The following is a 14,530-nucleotide window of genomic DNA, read 5'->3' as shown; positions in this document are numbered from 1 at the left end:
GCCTCCCGCAGCGCGGCCGTGCGGTAGCGCGCGGCACCGGAGCGCCACGACGCGACGAGCACGGTCGCGCGGACCACGGACGGGTCCTCGACCGCGGGCACCGCGGCGAGCAGCGACCCGAACAGTGCCAGGTCACCGGTGCGCGCCACGGTCCGCCCCGCCGCGGCGACAGCGTCGACGGTCGCCGTGGGCTGGCTGTGCGCCAGCCCGGTCAGCCGGGGAAGCACGTCCAGCACCACCGCCCGGTCGGGTCCGTCGGCGCGCCACCGACCTCGGGCGGCCAGGTCGGCCACGTGGGCGACGAGCGCCCGCCCGAGGCCCGGGTCGAGCTCGTCGACCCCCCGGAACGCGCCGGCCACGGCCACGACGGCCGCCCGCACGGCCTCGCGGTCGCCCCCGCGGGCGAGCGCCCCGGCGAGCAGCACGTCCACCGCGGCCCGGTCCGCCGTCAGCCACCGACCGAACGCCGACCCCCGGTCGACGCCGTCGCTCACGCGCCGCTCCACCGGAGCCAGGACAGGTACGACGAGTACCGCTGGTGGGCGTACTTCAGGGCGAGCGCGTCCTCGAACAGGCTGCCGTGCAGCTTGGTGGCGTCCTCCCACCCGGACAGCACGCCCTCGATCTGAGCCAGCCGTCGACGCACCTCGGCCTCCGCGAGCCCGTCGAGGCCCGTCGCCAGCTCGGCCAGGATGGCGCCGACCGGGTCGTCGGTGTCCAGCCCCTCGGCGTCGTACTGCCGGCACGCGGTGTCGAACAGGTCCCGGATCCAGGACACGCGGTCCGTCCGGAGCGCCTCGCGCTCGGGGTCGTCGAACGCGGGCGACTGGAGGTCGGGCTGGAGCTTGTCGTGCAGGACGAACGGCACCACCGCGCGCAGGTCGTCGAGCGTGACCTCGGCGTTGCCGCGGAAGTAGGCCATGGCCTTGGCGTAGGCGACGAGCGACTGGAGGGCGCGCACGGACAGCCCGTTGAGCGTCTGCGCGCCGATGTCCGCACGCTGGTCGCGGCCGGTGTCCAGCGCGGCGAGCAGGTGCGGGTCCTGCCCGGCGAGGCGCGCGGTGTCCTTGGTGCGGTACTCCAGCTGCCGCGCCGCACGCTCCAGGAGCTCCAGCTGTGCCGCGAAGTACTCCAGCCGCCGGCGCACGGGCACCGGGATCGGCACGGCGACGACCTCGCGGTGCAGGCGCTCGTGCTCGTCGGCGTCGAACACGATGGCCGGCGGCACGTTCTCCTCCGGGCGCACGCCGCGCTCGGCGCGGTCCACCAGGTCGGCGACGAAGCGGGAGTTGAACGAGAGCGCCTTGACGACGACGTCGATGCGGTCGCGCAGGGCGTCGACCACCTGGAACGTGCCGCCGCCGGCGTCGTCGTTCGCGGTCAGGTACCAGGCCGCGGCGCCCGTCTCGTAGACCTGGTCGAACACCTCCACGTAGCCGTCCGCGAGCACGGTGAGCAGTGCCGACTGCGTCCGGGTGGGGATGCGGTTGTACTCGTCGACGATCTTGACCCGCAGCCCGAGCCACGACCGCCAGGCGACCTCGATGTCCGCGAGGCTCTCCGCGGCGACGAGGTCCCGCGGCAGCGGTGTGCCGAACATGTCCTGCACCGTCAGCTGCGGGTGCCCGTGCTGCATCGCGCGCCGCACGTCCCGCACCGGGTAGCCCGCGAGCACGCCCATGAGGATCGCGCTGGCGGTCTTGCCGCGGCCGGGACCGCCGACCAGCAGGCACCGGCCCCGCACCGCGAACGTGAGCAGGGGCAGCAGGACGAACGACGAGTACGACTGGTCGGTCGGCAGGTCCACCTCCGCCTTGGAGTCGCCGAGGCGGAAGTGCGTGCGCGGTCGGGTCACGTCGTGGAACTCGACGTCGTAGTGCGGGCTGATGATCGCGTGGTTGACCATCCAGAAGTAGGCCTGCCGCAGCTTCTCGTCCAGCGGTGCCGGCCCCGCGACCGCGACAGATCCGTCCGCGTCGGCGAAGAGCTGGTCGACGTCCAGGTCGAGCCGGTCCGCTGGGGCGCTCCGTGCACCGGCGCGGGTGGGCGCCGCCGACACCTGGCCGAGGTCGTGGGGTGTGTCGGTCACGCGACGGAGTCTCGCAGACCGCTCACCGGCTGCTGGTCCCCGTTGCGCTCCTCGAGGGGCTCCGCGAGCATCCGCGGGGTCTCCAGCAGAGGGTCGACGAGGGCGATCGCCCGCTCCAGCCGCTCCGCGCAGGTGCCGCGCAGCTCGACCCACGGCGCCGGCTGGGCCGCGAGGACCTCGCGGAACCGGTCCTGCATCGCGTGCCGCAGGTGCTCGCCGTCGCGGGTGTCGTCCTGCACGAACGGGATCTCGTCCCCCGTGAGCAGGTACAGGTCCGGCACACGCCCGGCCGCGAGGGCGCCGACGGTCGGCGACGGGTGGCCGACGTACCTCTCGTGCCAGACGGTCGTGGTGAGCACGTCGGTGTCGCAGACGAGCAGCGGGACAGCTGTCGCGGCTGCGGCGTCGTCCTCGCGCCGGGCCTGCTCGCGGGCCACCAGGTCGAACTCGGCGGTGTGCCAGGGGGCGGTCGGGCCTCCCGGACGGCTCACGGTCCACTCGCGGCCGAACTCGGCGACCGTGGGCAGGCCGAAGTGGGCGGTCAGGGCGTCGGCCAGCGTCGTCGTCCCGGTCGACTCCGCACCCGTCACGACGACGCGTCGCACGTACCAGGCGCGGACCGGGGCCGGCAGCGCCCACCAGTAGCGCGCCGGGTCGGCCCGGACCGCGCTCCCGGAGACCGGGGTGGCACGACGGCCCGGGTCGACCTGCACCCACGTCGCGCCGAGCCGGCGCGCCAGCTCCGCGCCGTACCCGTCGGAGGTGAACACCGCGTCGACCGGCGCGTCGAGGAGCCCGCGGATCACAGCCGTGTGCGCCTCCCAGGCATGCTCGCTCGCGTAGTCGACGGGTGTCTCGTCGAGTGCCGCGACGACGTGCGCACCCGGCAGCTCCGTACGCAACCACGACGCGCGCAGCTCGGGCGGGAGGCTCTCCCGGGAGGTGCCCAGCACCTGGACGGTCACCCGGTCGCACCGGGACAGGGCCGCCCGCACGAGCGCGAGGTGCCCCGCGTGCGGTGGGTAGAACTTGCCGATCACGAGCCCGTGCGTCACCCGACCGCCACCGTCTCGAGCGGCTCGGCAGGCGCGGGCAGAGCGCGCCGCCAGCGCCGGGCGCCCTGCACGCACAGGCCGATGAACAGCGCGTAGAGCACGGCGGTCAGGTACAGCCCCTGGCTCGCGTACAGGCCCACGAGCAGGACGTCGGTGACGATCCACACCGCCCAGCTGCCGAGCCACTTGCGGCCCATCATCAGCTGCGCGACGAGGCTGAGCGACGTGGTGAGCGAGTCCCAGAACGGCGCGACGGACGCGCTGCTCAGGAGCACCGTGAGCCCCGCGGTCAGCACGACCACCGCCACCGCCCCGACGACCCACACGGTTCGCGGCGTCCGCCGCACCTCGAGGACGCCCTTGTCCTGCCCGCCACGCAGCCACCAGTACCAGCCCAGCCCGTTGAGCACGAGGTACACGACCTGCAGCCCGGCGTTGGCGTACAGCCCCGCGGACGTGAACAGGACGAGGAACAGACCCGTGTTGACGATCCCCACGGGGAAGTTCCAGACGTTCTCGCGGGCCGCCAGCCAGACGCACACCGCGCCCGTGACGAAGCCGAGGATCTCGACCCACCCCACCGCGGTCAGCCGGCCGGTCGGGTGTCGGTGGTCGTCACGGGCGCCAGCGTAGGTGGCGGACACCGGTCGGGCGTCCCGCGACCACGGGGGATCATCGGACGCGTGACCACTCCCCTCGTGCTCCTCGACCTCGACGGAACGTTGACCGACTCCGCGCCCGGCATCACCGCGGCGATCGCCACCACGTACCGCACCCTCGGCCTTCCCGTCCCGACTCCGGAGACGCTCCGCTCGTTCGTCGGGCCGCCGATCACGCAGAGCTTCCCCGCGCACGGGGTCCCGCAGGACCGGGTCAGCGAGGCGGTCCGGGCGTACCGGGAGGTGTTCGTCGACGGGATGATCCGCGACAACCGCGTGTACGACGGCATCCCCGAGGTGCTCACGCGGCTGCGCGCGGCCGGGCTGCGCCTGGTCGTCGCCACCTCGAAGCCGCAGATCTACGCGGACCCGATCTGCGACGCGTTCGGGATCGGCGCGCTGGTGGACGGCGTGTTCGGCGCCCCGGTGGACGAGTCGACCTCTACCAAGGCGGACGTCATCGCGGACGCGCTGGCCGCGCACCCCGACGCGCACCCCCTGGTGATGGTGGGCGACCGCGAGCACGACGTGCACGGCGCACAGGCGCACGGCATCGAGACGATCGGGGTGACCTGGGGCTACGCCTCGCCGGGCGAGCTGGTCGCCGCCGGCGTCGCCGAGGTCGTCGGCACACCGTCCGAGCTGACCGCCGCCGTGCTGCGCAGAATGGTCGCCGCTGCCGCTTGACCTTGACGCTACGTCAACTCCTACCGTGGTCGGCATGGAGGCATCGATCCAGGAGGTGGCCCGCCTGACGGGCACCACCAGCCGCACCCTGCGGCACTACGACGCGATCGGGCTGCTCGAGCCCAGCCGCGTCGGCGACAACGGGTACCGCTGGTACGACGACGGGGCACTGGTCCGGCTGCAGCGGATCCTGCTGCTGCGCGGGCTGGGGCTCGGGCTGCCGGACATCGGGCGCGTGCTCGACCGGGAGCAGGACGAGACGGCTGCCCTGCGCCACCACCTCGACTGGCTGCGCAGCGAGCAGCGACGACTGGAGCGACAGGCCGCCTCGGTCGAGCGGACCATCACCGCACGGGAGAACGGAGGGCCACTCATGGCCGAGGACATGTTCGACGGGTTCGATCACACCCAGCACAAGGAGGAGGTCGAGCGCCGCTGGGGCGCCGACGCGTACGCGACGTCCGACGCCTGGTGGCGCGGGATGACCGACGAGGAACGCGCCGCGTGGAAGGCGACGACGGCACGGCTCGCCACCGAGTGGGGCGCCGCGGCGGCCGCCGGTGCGGACCCCACGTCCGAGGAGGCCCAGGCGCTCGCTGCGCGGCACGTCGCGTGGCTCGGCAGCATCCCGGGAACACCGGGGCACGGGTCGACCCCCGTGAAGGACTACGTGGTGGGGCTGGCGGAGATGTACGTCGCCGACCCGCGGTTCGCGGAGAACTACGGCGGTGAGCAGGGGGCGACGTTCGTCCGCGACGCGCTGCACGAGTACGCGGCGCGTCACCTGTAGAAGCGCCCGAGGGGAGGTCCGTCGTCCTGACGGGCCTCCCGCCGTGCGAGTTGGCCCGAGGTGCGACAGAGTGACACCCGGCGATGACTGGACGGTCGCCCAGCACCCCTCCCGACGGCCCGGCAGGAGCAGACCATGCGGTGGACGCTCACACGGATCCCGGCGGCCCTGGTCGCCACGGCGGCGCTCGTCGTCACCCTCGCCGCACCGGCGCCCGCCGCCGTCGTCGCCGGTCCCGCCACCGTCGTCGGCGTCGGCTCCGGCCGGTGCCTCGACGTGTCCGGGGCGGCGCGGACCGCGAAGACCGGCGTGTCGATCTACGACTGCCACGGCGGCGCCAACCAGGCGTGGACCCTGACCACGGCCGGCGAGCTGCAGGTCTACGACGCCGCCACCTGCCTCGACGTCGCCGGCCAGGACACCACGGCACCCGCGGTCGTGCAGATCTACCCGTGCAACGGTGGGCCGAACCAGAAATGGGCGCTGCAGACCAACGGCACGATCGTCGGGGTGCAGTCCGGGCTGTGCCTGGACGTCACCGGGCGCGGGACCGCCAACGGCACCGCGGTCGGCCTGTGGACGTGCAACGGGCAGACGAACCAGAGCTGGACCACGTCGCTGCGCACCAGCGACACGACGGCGCCGACCGTTCCCGGCAGCCCGCGGGTCAGCAACCTGACCTGCAGCGGCGTGACGTTCGCCTGGAACGCCTCGACGGATGCGGTCGGGGTCCGGTTCTACGACGTCTACCACGACGGCCAGCTCATGACCTCGGTGAGCGGCAGCACGCTGTCGACCAGCCTGCCCGTGGTCCCCGGTGCGGTCTGGGGCCTCTACGTGAACGCCCGCGACGCGGCCGGGAACGTGTCGCAGGCCAGTTCCACGGTCACGATCACCGTCCCGCAGTGCCAGGCGGACACGCAGGCACCGACCACGCCCGGGAAGCCCACCGCCTCGGTCTCCGGCACCACCGTCACGCTCGGCTGGGCGGCGTCGACCGACGATGTGGGGGTCCGGACGTACGAGGTGCGGCGCGGCGGCACCGCCGTCGGCACGGTGACCGGGACGCCACCGGTCACCACGTTCGTCGACAGCGGGCTCGCAGCGGCGACCACGTACTCCTACACCGTCGTCGCGCGCGACGCCCAGGGCAACGCCTCCGCCGCGAGCGCGGCGACCTCGGTGACCACCGGTGCGGCCTGCGCGACCGCGGTGTGCGGCGTGACGCAGGTAGGCACCGAGACCGACATCCCCTGGGGCCTCGACACGCTCCCGGACGGCTCGATCCTCTACACGCGTCGCGACGCGCACGACGTCGTCCGGCTCGACCCGACGACGGGCGTCAAGACGAGCGTCGGCACCGTCCCCAACGTGCAGAGCACCGACGGCGAGGGCGGTCTGCTCGGCCTGGCCCTGTCGCCGACGTTCGCCACCGACCAGTGGGTGTACCTGATGCACACCTCCCCCACCGACAACCGGATCGTGCGCATCAAGCTGGTGAACGGCGTGCTCGACACCAGCACCGAGCAGGTGCTGGTCAGCGGGATCCTGCGGAACAAGTTCCACGACGGCGGACGCCTGCGGTTCGGTCCGGACGGCAAGCTCTACGCGGCCACCGGCGACGCCCAGAACGGCGACAACGCGCAGAACACCTCGAACCTCGCGGGCAAGATCCTGCGGCTCAACCCGGACGGGACGGTGCCGTCGGACAACCCGTTCGGCAACTACGTGTGGAGCTACGGCCACCGCAACCCGCAGGGCCTGGCGTTCGACTCGCAGGGCCGACTCTGGGAGCAGGAGTTCGGCAACTCCGTGATGGACGAGACGAACCTCATCGTCAAGGGCGGCAACTACGGCTGGCCCGCCTGCGAGGGCACGTCCGGCACGTGCGGGACCGCTGGGTTCGTCGCGCCCAAGCGGACCTACCCGACGTCCGAGGGGTCCTGCTCCGGGATCACCATCGTCCGCGACGCGCTCTACGTGGCGTGCGCTCGCGGCGCCCGGATGTACCGCGCGGTCATCAGCGGGAGCTCTCTGACGAACGTGCAGACGTTCTTCAGCGGCACCTACGGCCGGCTGCGCACGGTCGAGGCGGCGCCCGGGGGCGGGCTGTGGCTCACGACGACGACCACCGGGGACAAGGACAGCGTGCCGAACAACAGCAACGAGCGGATCTTCCGGGTCACACTGGGCAGCTGAGCGGGCTCTACGTCGACCGGCGCAGCGAGCGCTGCCAGTCGGTGTGCAGGTCCGCGAACCGGCCGCCGGCCGCCACCAGCGCGTCCGGTGAGCCGTCCTCGACGATCCGGCCGCCCTCGATGACCAGCACGCGGTCCGACCCCATCACCGTGGACAGCCGGTGGGCGATGACCACCGACGTGCGGCCGGCCAGCAGGGTCTGCAGCCCCAGCTGCACCAGCGCCTCCCCCGGCACGTCCAGCGAGCTGGTCGCCTCGTCGAGGATCAGCAGGGCGGGGTCGGCCAGGAACGCGCGCGCGAACGACACCAGCTGGCGCTGGCCGGCGGAGAGCCGCACCCCGCGCTTGTCCACCTCGGTGGCGTACCCGTCGGGCATGGACACGATGAGGTCGTGCACGCCGACCGCGCGGGCGGCGGCCTCGATCTCCGCGGGCGTCGCCTCGGGCTTGCCGAGCGCGATGTTCGCGCCGACGGACCCGGAGAACAGGTACGCCTCCTGCGTCACCATGACGACCGCCCGGCGCAGGTCGACCGGGTCGATCTCGCGCAGGTCCAGCCCGTCGAGCCGGACCGCGCCCGCGCGCACGTCGTAGAACCGGGCCAGCAGCTTGGCGATCGTGGACTTGCCCGCGCCCGTCTCCCCCACCAGCGCGATCGACTGCCCGGCCGGCACGTGCAGGTCGATCTGCGGCAGGACGGTCGGACCCGTGCCGTAGCCGAACTCGACGTCCTCGAACCGCACGTCACCGCGCGCGTGGACGAGCCGCGCCGGGTGGAGCGGCTCGGGCACCGTCGGCTCCTCGGCCAGCAGCGAGGCGACCTTCTCCAGCGCGGCCGTGGCCGACTGGAAGGAGTTGTAGAACATCCCGATCTGCTGGAGCGGGTTGAAGAAGCGCCGCGCGTAGAGCACCGCCGCGACGAGCACCCCCACCTCGAGGGCCCCGTCGAGCGCGCGCAGGCCGCCCACCAGCAGCACGGCCGCGACCGTGACGTTCCCGATCAGGGTGAGCCCGGTGTCGAACACGCCGTTGAGCCGGATCGACCGGGCGTTCGTCTCGCGGTAGTCCTCCGCCAGCCCGCCGTAGACGCCGCCGACCTGGGGCTCCCGGCGGAACGCCTGCACCGCCCGGATCCCCGTCATGGTCTCGACGAACCGCACGATGAGCCGGGCCGCCGCGGTCCGCTGCTTGCGGTACTGGACCTGCGAGCGCACCTGGAACCACCGCGTGAGGACGACGCCGGGCACGACCGCGATGAGCAGCACCAGCCCGCTGCGCCAGTCGAGCAGCACGAGCGAGACGGCGGTGAACAGCATGGCCAGCACCCCGGACGCGAGCGTGGTCACGCCGCCGTCCAGGAGCTCGCGCAGGGCGTCCACGTCGGAGGTCTGGCGCGAGATGATCCGGCCCGACGTGTACGTCTCGTGGAACTCGAGGCTGAGCCGCTGGGTGTGCCGGAACACGCGGCGCCGCAGGTCGAGCAGCATGGTCTGGCTCACCCGGGCCGATGCCCGCACGGTCGCGGCCGTGAGCAGCCCGCCGAGCAGCGCGGCGGCCAGGTACGCCGCGGTCGCCAGGGTGATCGGCTGCGCGTCGCCGGCGGTGAGCGCGGGGAGGGCCTGGTCGATGCCGTAGGCCACGAGCGCCGGCCCGGCAACGGCGGCCAGCTGGGAGCCGACGACGAGTGCCGCGGTCGCCCAGGCCGCACCCGCGACCGGCCGCAGCAGCGAGCGGAGCAGACCGAGCGACCGTCGCCGGATGCGCCGCGACTCCTCGCGGGTGGTCTCGACGCCGAAGGCCTCCGAGGTCAGGACGCTCACGGCCGCACCTCCGCGAGCTCGTCGGGCTGTGCGTCGTCCAGCGCCGACAGCGCCGTGAGCACGTACCGGTAGTGCGGGTGGGAGGACAGCAGGTCCTCGTGGCGGCCGACCCCGGTGATCCGGCCGTCCTCGAGCACAGCCACCCGGTCGGCCAGCGCGACCGTCGACGGGCGGTGCGCGACGACGAGCGTCGTGGTGCCGGTGAGCATCCGGCGCAGCCGGAGCGTGACCGCCGTCTCGGTGGTGACGTCGAGCGCGGACAGCGGGTCGTCGAGCAGGAGCACCCGGGGTCGGACGGCGATCGCGCGGGCGAGCGCGACGCGCTGGCGCTGGCCCCCGGACAGGCTCAGGCCCTCCTCGCCTATCACGGTGTCGAGGCCGTCGGGCAGGTCGTACGCGAACCCCGCACGGGCCACGTCGAGGGCCTCGCGCACCAGCTCGTCCGCCGCCGGACCGGTCAGGTCGGTGCCCAGCAGCACGTTCTCCCGGACGGAGGCGGAGAAGAGGATGGGGTCCTCGAACGCGATCGACACAGCCGAGCGCAGGTCGGCGCGCGTGAGGTCGCGGACGTCGACGCCGTCGATCCGCACGCTCCCCGCCGTGACGTCGTAGAGGCGCGGCACCAGCTGGAGCAGGGTCGTCTTGCCGCTGCCGGTCAGCCCGACGAGCGCCATGGTCTCGCCCGGCTCCAGCACGAGGTCGATGCCCGCGAGGATGTCCGAGCCGCCGCGGGGGTGCACGAAGTGCACCCCAGACAGCTCCACGCGGGAGCCGGCGGGGTCGGCGGCGGGAAGCGCGACCGGATCCTGCGGGTCCCGGACGGTCGACGCCGTGTCCATGACCTGGAGGTACCGGTCCGTCGCGGCCTTGGCGTCGAGCGTCATCGCGAGCAGCATGCCGAGCCGCTCCACGGGGCCGTTCACCACCGCCGCCGTGGCGAAGAAGGCCACGAGGGCGCCCACGCTCAGCTCCCCGCGGGAGGTGAGCACCACGCCGAACCCGAGCGCGACCGCGAGGATCGCCTCCGGGATGGCGCCGAGCGCGAACGAGACGCGGGAGAGCGTCCTCGCCTTGTGCACCTCGGTGGTCCGCAGGTCGTCCGCCTGCCGGACGAAGTCGTCGAGCGCGTCGTCGCCGCGACCGAACGCCTTGAGCACGCGGATCCCGTGCACCGACTCCTCGACGGTGGTCGCGAGGTCGCCGGCCTGGTCACGGGCCTGCCTGGCGACCACCTTGTAGTCCTCGCGGAACCGGAAGCCGAGCCAGATCATGGGCACCGCGCCCACCAGGTACACCAGGCCGAGCACCCAGCTGGTGGCGAGCATGAGCCCGATCCCGACGACCAGCGTCGCGGAGCTGACGGCCAGCATGGTGAGCCCGAAGACGGTCCAGCGCCGGATGGTGCCGAGGTCCGACATGATCCGGGACAGCAGCTGCCCGCCGGACCAGCGGTCGTGGAACTCCACCGGCAGGTCGAGCAGGTGCCGGAACAGGTCGGTGCGCATGTCCCGCTCCACGCCCGTGCCCGGGGTGAGCAGCAGTGCGCGGCGGCACCAGACGAGGAACGCCTCGAGCACCCCGAGGCCCAGCACGACCAGCGCGCCGAGGACCACCCCGCGCTGCGACCCCGCGGTGAGCAGGGGGCCGTTGACGATCACGCGCAGCACCTGCGGCACCGCGAGCGCGAGCAGGCTGGCGCCGAGGGCGGTCAGCCCACCGAGCGCGATGCGCGGGAGCGCCGGCCGCGCCCAGTGGCGCAGGCGCAGGAGCACCCGGGTGGTCGACTCAGGGGTGGGCACCCGACCACCCTACGGACGACCTCCGACAGGTGCCCGGCCCATCTCACACCCCGGTGCGGGCCACCTTGTTGTTGCTGGCCTGGGCCCGCGGGCGGACCACCAGCAGGTCCACGTTGACATGTGCGGGCCGGCTGAGCGACCACGCGATGGCGTCGGCGATGTCGTCGGCGACCAGCGGCTCGTACCCGGCGTAGACGGCCGCGGCCCGCTCGCTGTCCCCGTCGAAGCGGACCATCGAGAACTCCTCGGTGGCCACGGCGCCGGGCGCGATCTCGATGATCCGGAGGGGCTCGCCGAGGATCTCCCAGCGCAGCGTCGTCGCGAGCATGCGCTCCGCGTGCTTGGCCCCCACGTAGCCGGCACCGCCCTCGTACGTGCCGTGCGCCGCCGTCGAGGTCACCACGACGATGTCCCCGCCCTCGCCCTCGCGCAGCTGCGGGAGGAGCGCCTGCGTGACGCGCAGCGTTCCCAGGACGTTGAGCTCGTACATCTGGCGCCAGTGCTCCAGGTCGGCCGACTCCACCGGATCCAGCCCGAACGCGCCGCCCGCGTTGTTCACCAGCACGTCGAGGGGACCGCCGTCGGCCACCTCGGCCGCGAGGCGTGCGACGTCCGCGTCGTCGGTGACGTCCGCGACGATCGTCTCCGCGCCGGTCTCCTGCGCCAGGACGGCCAGGCGGTCGGCGCGGCGGGCCGTCGCGACGACGTCCCAGCCCTCCGCGCGCAGGCGGCGGACGGTCGCGGCGCCGATCCCGGAGGACGCCCCCGTGACGAGGGCGCGACGGGGTCGGGGCGTGGCTGTGCTCATGCAGGAGGCTCCAGTGCTGGTGGTGGACGGGCAGAAAGGCTAGGCGACCTCGGCGAGCACCTCGGTCAGCAGTCCGAGACCGGTGGCGGCCTCGTCGGGGGTGACGACGCAGGGCGGGACGACGTGCACGCGGTTGTCCGCGAGGAACGGGAGCAGCCCGCGGGCCAGCGCGCCGGCCTTGATGCGTCCCATGAGGGCGGCGTCGACGGGCTCGCGCGTGGCCTGGTCCTTGACCAGCTCGACGGCCCAGAACACCCCGAGCCCGCGCACCTCGCCGACGAGCGGGTTCTTCTCGGCCAGCTCCGCCAGCCCGGGTCTGAGCACGTCCCTGCCGATGGCGGCGGCGTTCTCGACGATCCTTTCGTCGGCCATGGCGTCGAGCGCCGCGACGATCGAGCCCATCGCGAGCGGGTGGCCCGAGTAGGTGAGCCCGCCGGGGAACACCCGGTCGTCGAAGGTCGTCGCTATCGGCTCGCTGAGGATCACGCCGCCCGCGGGCACGTACCCGGAGTTGACGCCCTTGGCGAAGGTGATCAGGTCGGGGACCACGTCGAACGAGTCGAACGCGAACCACTCGCCGGTGCGGCCGAAGCCCGCCATCACCTCGTCGAGGATGAGCAGGATGCCGTAGCGGTCCGCGATCGCGCGGACACCGGCGAGGTACCCCGGCGGCGGCACCAGCACACCGGCTGTGCCGGGGATGGTCTCCAGGAGGATCGCCGCGACCGACGTCGGGCCCTCCGCCTGGATCACGCGCTCGAGGTGGTGCAGGGCGCGCTCGGACTCCTGCTCCGGGGTGGTCGCCCAGAACTCCGAGCGGTACAGGTAGGGACCGAAGTGGTGCACGTGCGCGCGGGCGTACTCGTTGGGCACGCGCCGCCAGTCCCCCGTCGCCACCACGGCCGCGCCGGTGTTCCCGTGGTACGACCGGTACGCCGACACCACCTTGTCCCGGCCGGTGTGCAGGCGGGCCATGCGGATCGCGTTCTCGTTGGCGTCGGCCCCGCCGTTGGTGAAGAACACCGACGAGAACCCCGCCGGTGCGTGGCTCAGGATCTTCTCGGCGGCCCGCCCGCGCGTGAGGTTGGCGGTGGCCGGCGCCACGGTGGTGAGCGTCGCCGCCTGCTCCTGGATGGCCGCGACCACCTTGGGGTGCTGGTGCCCGATGTTCGTGTTCACCAGCTGGCTGGAGAAGTCCAGGTACCGCCGTCCCGCGTGGTCCCACACGGTCGACCCCAGCCCGCCCGCGATGACCAGCGGGTTCAGGTGCGCCTGCGCCGACCACGAGTGGAAGACGTGGTCGCGGTCGAGACGCAGCGCGGTGGCGTCGTCGTCGGTGCTCATGGTGCCTCTCCTCGGTGGTGCGGACCGCGCGCGGGCGCCGGTGTCGACGCCCGCGCGCGACGGATCAGTTGCCGCCGGCCTCGAGTGTGACGTCGATGGGCTCGAAGCCCTCGCCGGACACGTCGACGCCCTCCTCCTCCAGCTCGGCCAGGGCCTGCTCCACGTACTCGTTGGTGTACGCCTCGGCATCGGGCTCGGTCGTGATGACCGTGGCCCCCTGGTCGTTCTTCGTGGTGAGGGCCACGTCGACGGTCTGCGTCCACGCGTCCTCATCGATCATGCCGATGCCGTCCGGCGACGGCCAGATCAGCTTGTTGATCTCGTTGGTCTGCCACAGCTGGTGGCTGTTGCCCAGCTGCGAGCCCTGGGCCACGACGATGTCCCGGGCCTCCTCCGGGTTGTCGCGCGCGTAGATCCAGCCCTTGAGGCTCGCCTTGATGAACTTGACGGTCGTCTCCTGGTACTCCTCGTCGGACGCGAGCTTCTCCGAGTTCGCCCAGATGGCGTCCTGGAGCATCGCCGTGCCCTCGTCGTTCCAGTTGATCGCCGTGAAGTCGTCGGCCGTGTACAGCTCGCCCGTGTCCGGGTTCTCGGCCTCGAGCAGCTGCGCGTACTCGTTGTAGGTCATGGCCTGGGCCGCGTCGATGTCGCCCGCCAGGAACGCGTTCATGTCGAACTGCTGCTGGACCAGCGTGACGTCGGTGGCCGGGTCGAGGCCTGCCGCGGTCATGCCGGCGAACAGCTCGAACTCGTTGCCGTAGCCCCAGTTGCCCACCGTCTTGCCCTCGAGGTCGGCCGCGGTGGAGATGCCCTTGTCCGCGAACGAGACCTGGAGGGTGCCGGACTTCTGGAAGATCTGGGCGACGTCGGTGATGCCGGCGCCCTGCTCACGCGACGCCAGCGCCTTGGGCACCCACGCGATCGCGTAGTCGACCGAGCCGTCGGCCAGCACCGACTGCGGCACGATGTCCGTGCCGCCCTCGATGATCTGGACGTCGAGGCCTTCGTCGACGTAGTAGCCCTGGTCGATCGCCGCGTAGTAGCCGGCGAACTGGGCCTGGGTGAACCACTGGAGCTGGAGCTTGACCGGGATGAGCACCTCAGAGCTCATCGCCGGCTCGTCCTCGGGCTCGTCGCCGCTGCCCGAGCTGCATCCGGACAGGACGAGCGCGGCAGTCACGCCGACCGCGGCCGCGCCCCACGCAGTACGCCTGGTGAGTCTCATCGTTCTCCCTCTCGTTGGCTGTGCGGATATCGGCCGGCCTGGCTGCGGTGGCAGGC

Annotated in this window: 11 protein-coding genes and 1 pseudogene; 3 read left to right on the top strand and 9 right to left on the bottom strand. The window is 72.9% G+C overall.

Annotated features, from left to right (window positions below):
- From HP550_RS16140 to pnuC, 4 genes and pseudogenes are all read right to left on the bottom strand, one after another.
- Positions 1-494, bottom strand: a pseudogene (locus HP550_RS16140) (hypothetical protein); the annotation flags it as partial.
- A complete protein-coding gene (locus HP550_RS16135) occupies positions 491-2,089 on the bottom strand; it encodes a MoxR family ATPase (RefSeq protein WP_175348695.1) in 1,599 nt (532 codons plus the stop codon). The gene HP550_RS16135 and the pseudogene HP550_RS16140, both read right to left, overlap by 4 nt.
- Positions 2,086-3,144, bottom strand: a complete 1,059-nt coding sequence (locus HP550_RS16130; RefSeq protein ID WP_175348694.1) for an AAA family ATPase — start codon at positions 3,142-3,144, stop codon at positions 2,086-2,088. The genes HP550_RS16135 and HP550_RS16130 overlap by 4 nt, the downstream gene beginning before the upstream one ends.
- On the bottom strand, positions 3,141-3,788 hold the full coding sequence (gene pnuC / locus HP550_RS16125; RefSeq protein WP_343048216.1) for a nicotinamide riboside transporter PnuC: 648 nt from the start codon (positions 3,786-3,788) through the stop codon (positions 3,141-3,143). Before pnuC ends, HP550_RS16130 begins: the two co-directional genes overlap by 4 nt.
- Before the next feature lie 39 nt (positions 3,789-3,827).
- On the opposite strand from pnuC, the gene HP550_RS16120 reads away from it, so the two are divergent.
- The 3 genes from HP550_RS16120 to HP550_RS16110 all read left to right on the top strand — a co-directional run bounded on the left by HP550_RS16120 (position 3,828) and on the right by HP550_RS16110 (position 7,479).
- On the top strand, positions 3,828-4,490 hold the full coding sequence (locus HP550_RS16120; protein WP_175348693.1) for an HAD hydrolase-like protein: 663 nt from the start codon (positions 3,828-3,830) through the stop codon (positions 4,488-4,490).
- Positions 4,491-4,524: 34 nt separating this feature from the next.
- Positions 4,525-5,280 carry a MerR family transcriptional regulator gene (locus HP550_RS16115; protein ID WP_175348692.1) on the top strand — a complete coding sequence of 252 codons (756 nt, stop codon included), beginning with the start codon at positions 4,525-4,527 and terminating at the stop codon, positions 5,278-5,280.
- A 135-nt stretch (positions 5,281-5,415) separates the two neighbouring features.
- On the top strand, positions 5,416-7,479 hold the full coding sequence (locus HP550_RS16110) for a PQQ-dependent sugar dehydrogenase (RefSeq protein ID WP_175348691.1): 2,064 nt from the start codon (positions 5,416-5,418) through the stop codon (positions 7,477-7,479).
- Between the two features lie 7 nt (positions 7,480-7,486).
- On the opposite strand, the gene HP550_RS16105 is transcribed toward HP550_RS16110, so the two are convergent.
- From HP550_RS16105 to HP550_RS16085, 5 genes are all read right to left on the bottom strand, one after another.
- Entirely contained in the window at positions 7,487-9,298 is a 1,812-nt protein-coding gene (locus tag HP550_RS16105) for an ABC transporter transmembrane domain-containing protein (RefSeq protein WP_175348690.1), read from the bottom strand.
- Complete coding sequence (locus HP550_RS16100) at positions 9,295-11,097, bottom strand: ABC transporter transmembrane domain-containing protein (RefSeq protein WP_175348689.1); 1,803 nt, start codon at positions 11,095-11,097, stop codon at positions 9,295-9,297. Before HP550_RS16100 ends, HP550_RS16105 begins: the two co-directional genes overlap by 4 nt.
- Before the next feature lie 43 nt (positions 11,098-11,140).
- On the bottom strand, positions 11,141-11,905 hold the full coding sequence (locus HP550_RS16095; RefSeq protein ID WP_175348688.1) for an SDR family oxidoreductase: 765 nt from the start codon (positions 11,903-11,905) through the stop codon (positions 11,141-11,143).
- Between the two features lie 39 nt (positions 11,906-11,944).
- Entirely contained in the window at positions 11,945-13,249 is a 1,305-nt protein-coding gene (locus tag HP550_RS16090; protein WP_175348687.1) for an aspartate aminotransferase family protein, read from the bottom strand.
- A gap of 64 nt (positions 13,250-13,313) precedes the next feature.
- The gene (locus HP550_RS16085; protein WP_175348686.1) at positions 13,314-14,474 is read right to left on the bottom strand and encodes an ABC transporter substrate-binding protein; all 1,161 of its coding nucleotides are present in this window, start codon (positions 14,472-14,474) and stop codon (positions 13,314-13,316) included.
- Positions 14,475-14,530: the final 56 nt, after the last annotated feature.

It is taken from the genome of Cellulomonas humilata, assembly GCF_013359775.1.
GTDB lineage: Bacteria > Actinomycetota > Actinomycetes > Actinomycetales > Cellulomonadaceae > Cellulomonas > Cellulomonas humilata.
Note: the sequence above shows the minus strand (reverse complement) of the source record. Positions and strands in the feature narration are given on the sequence as shown.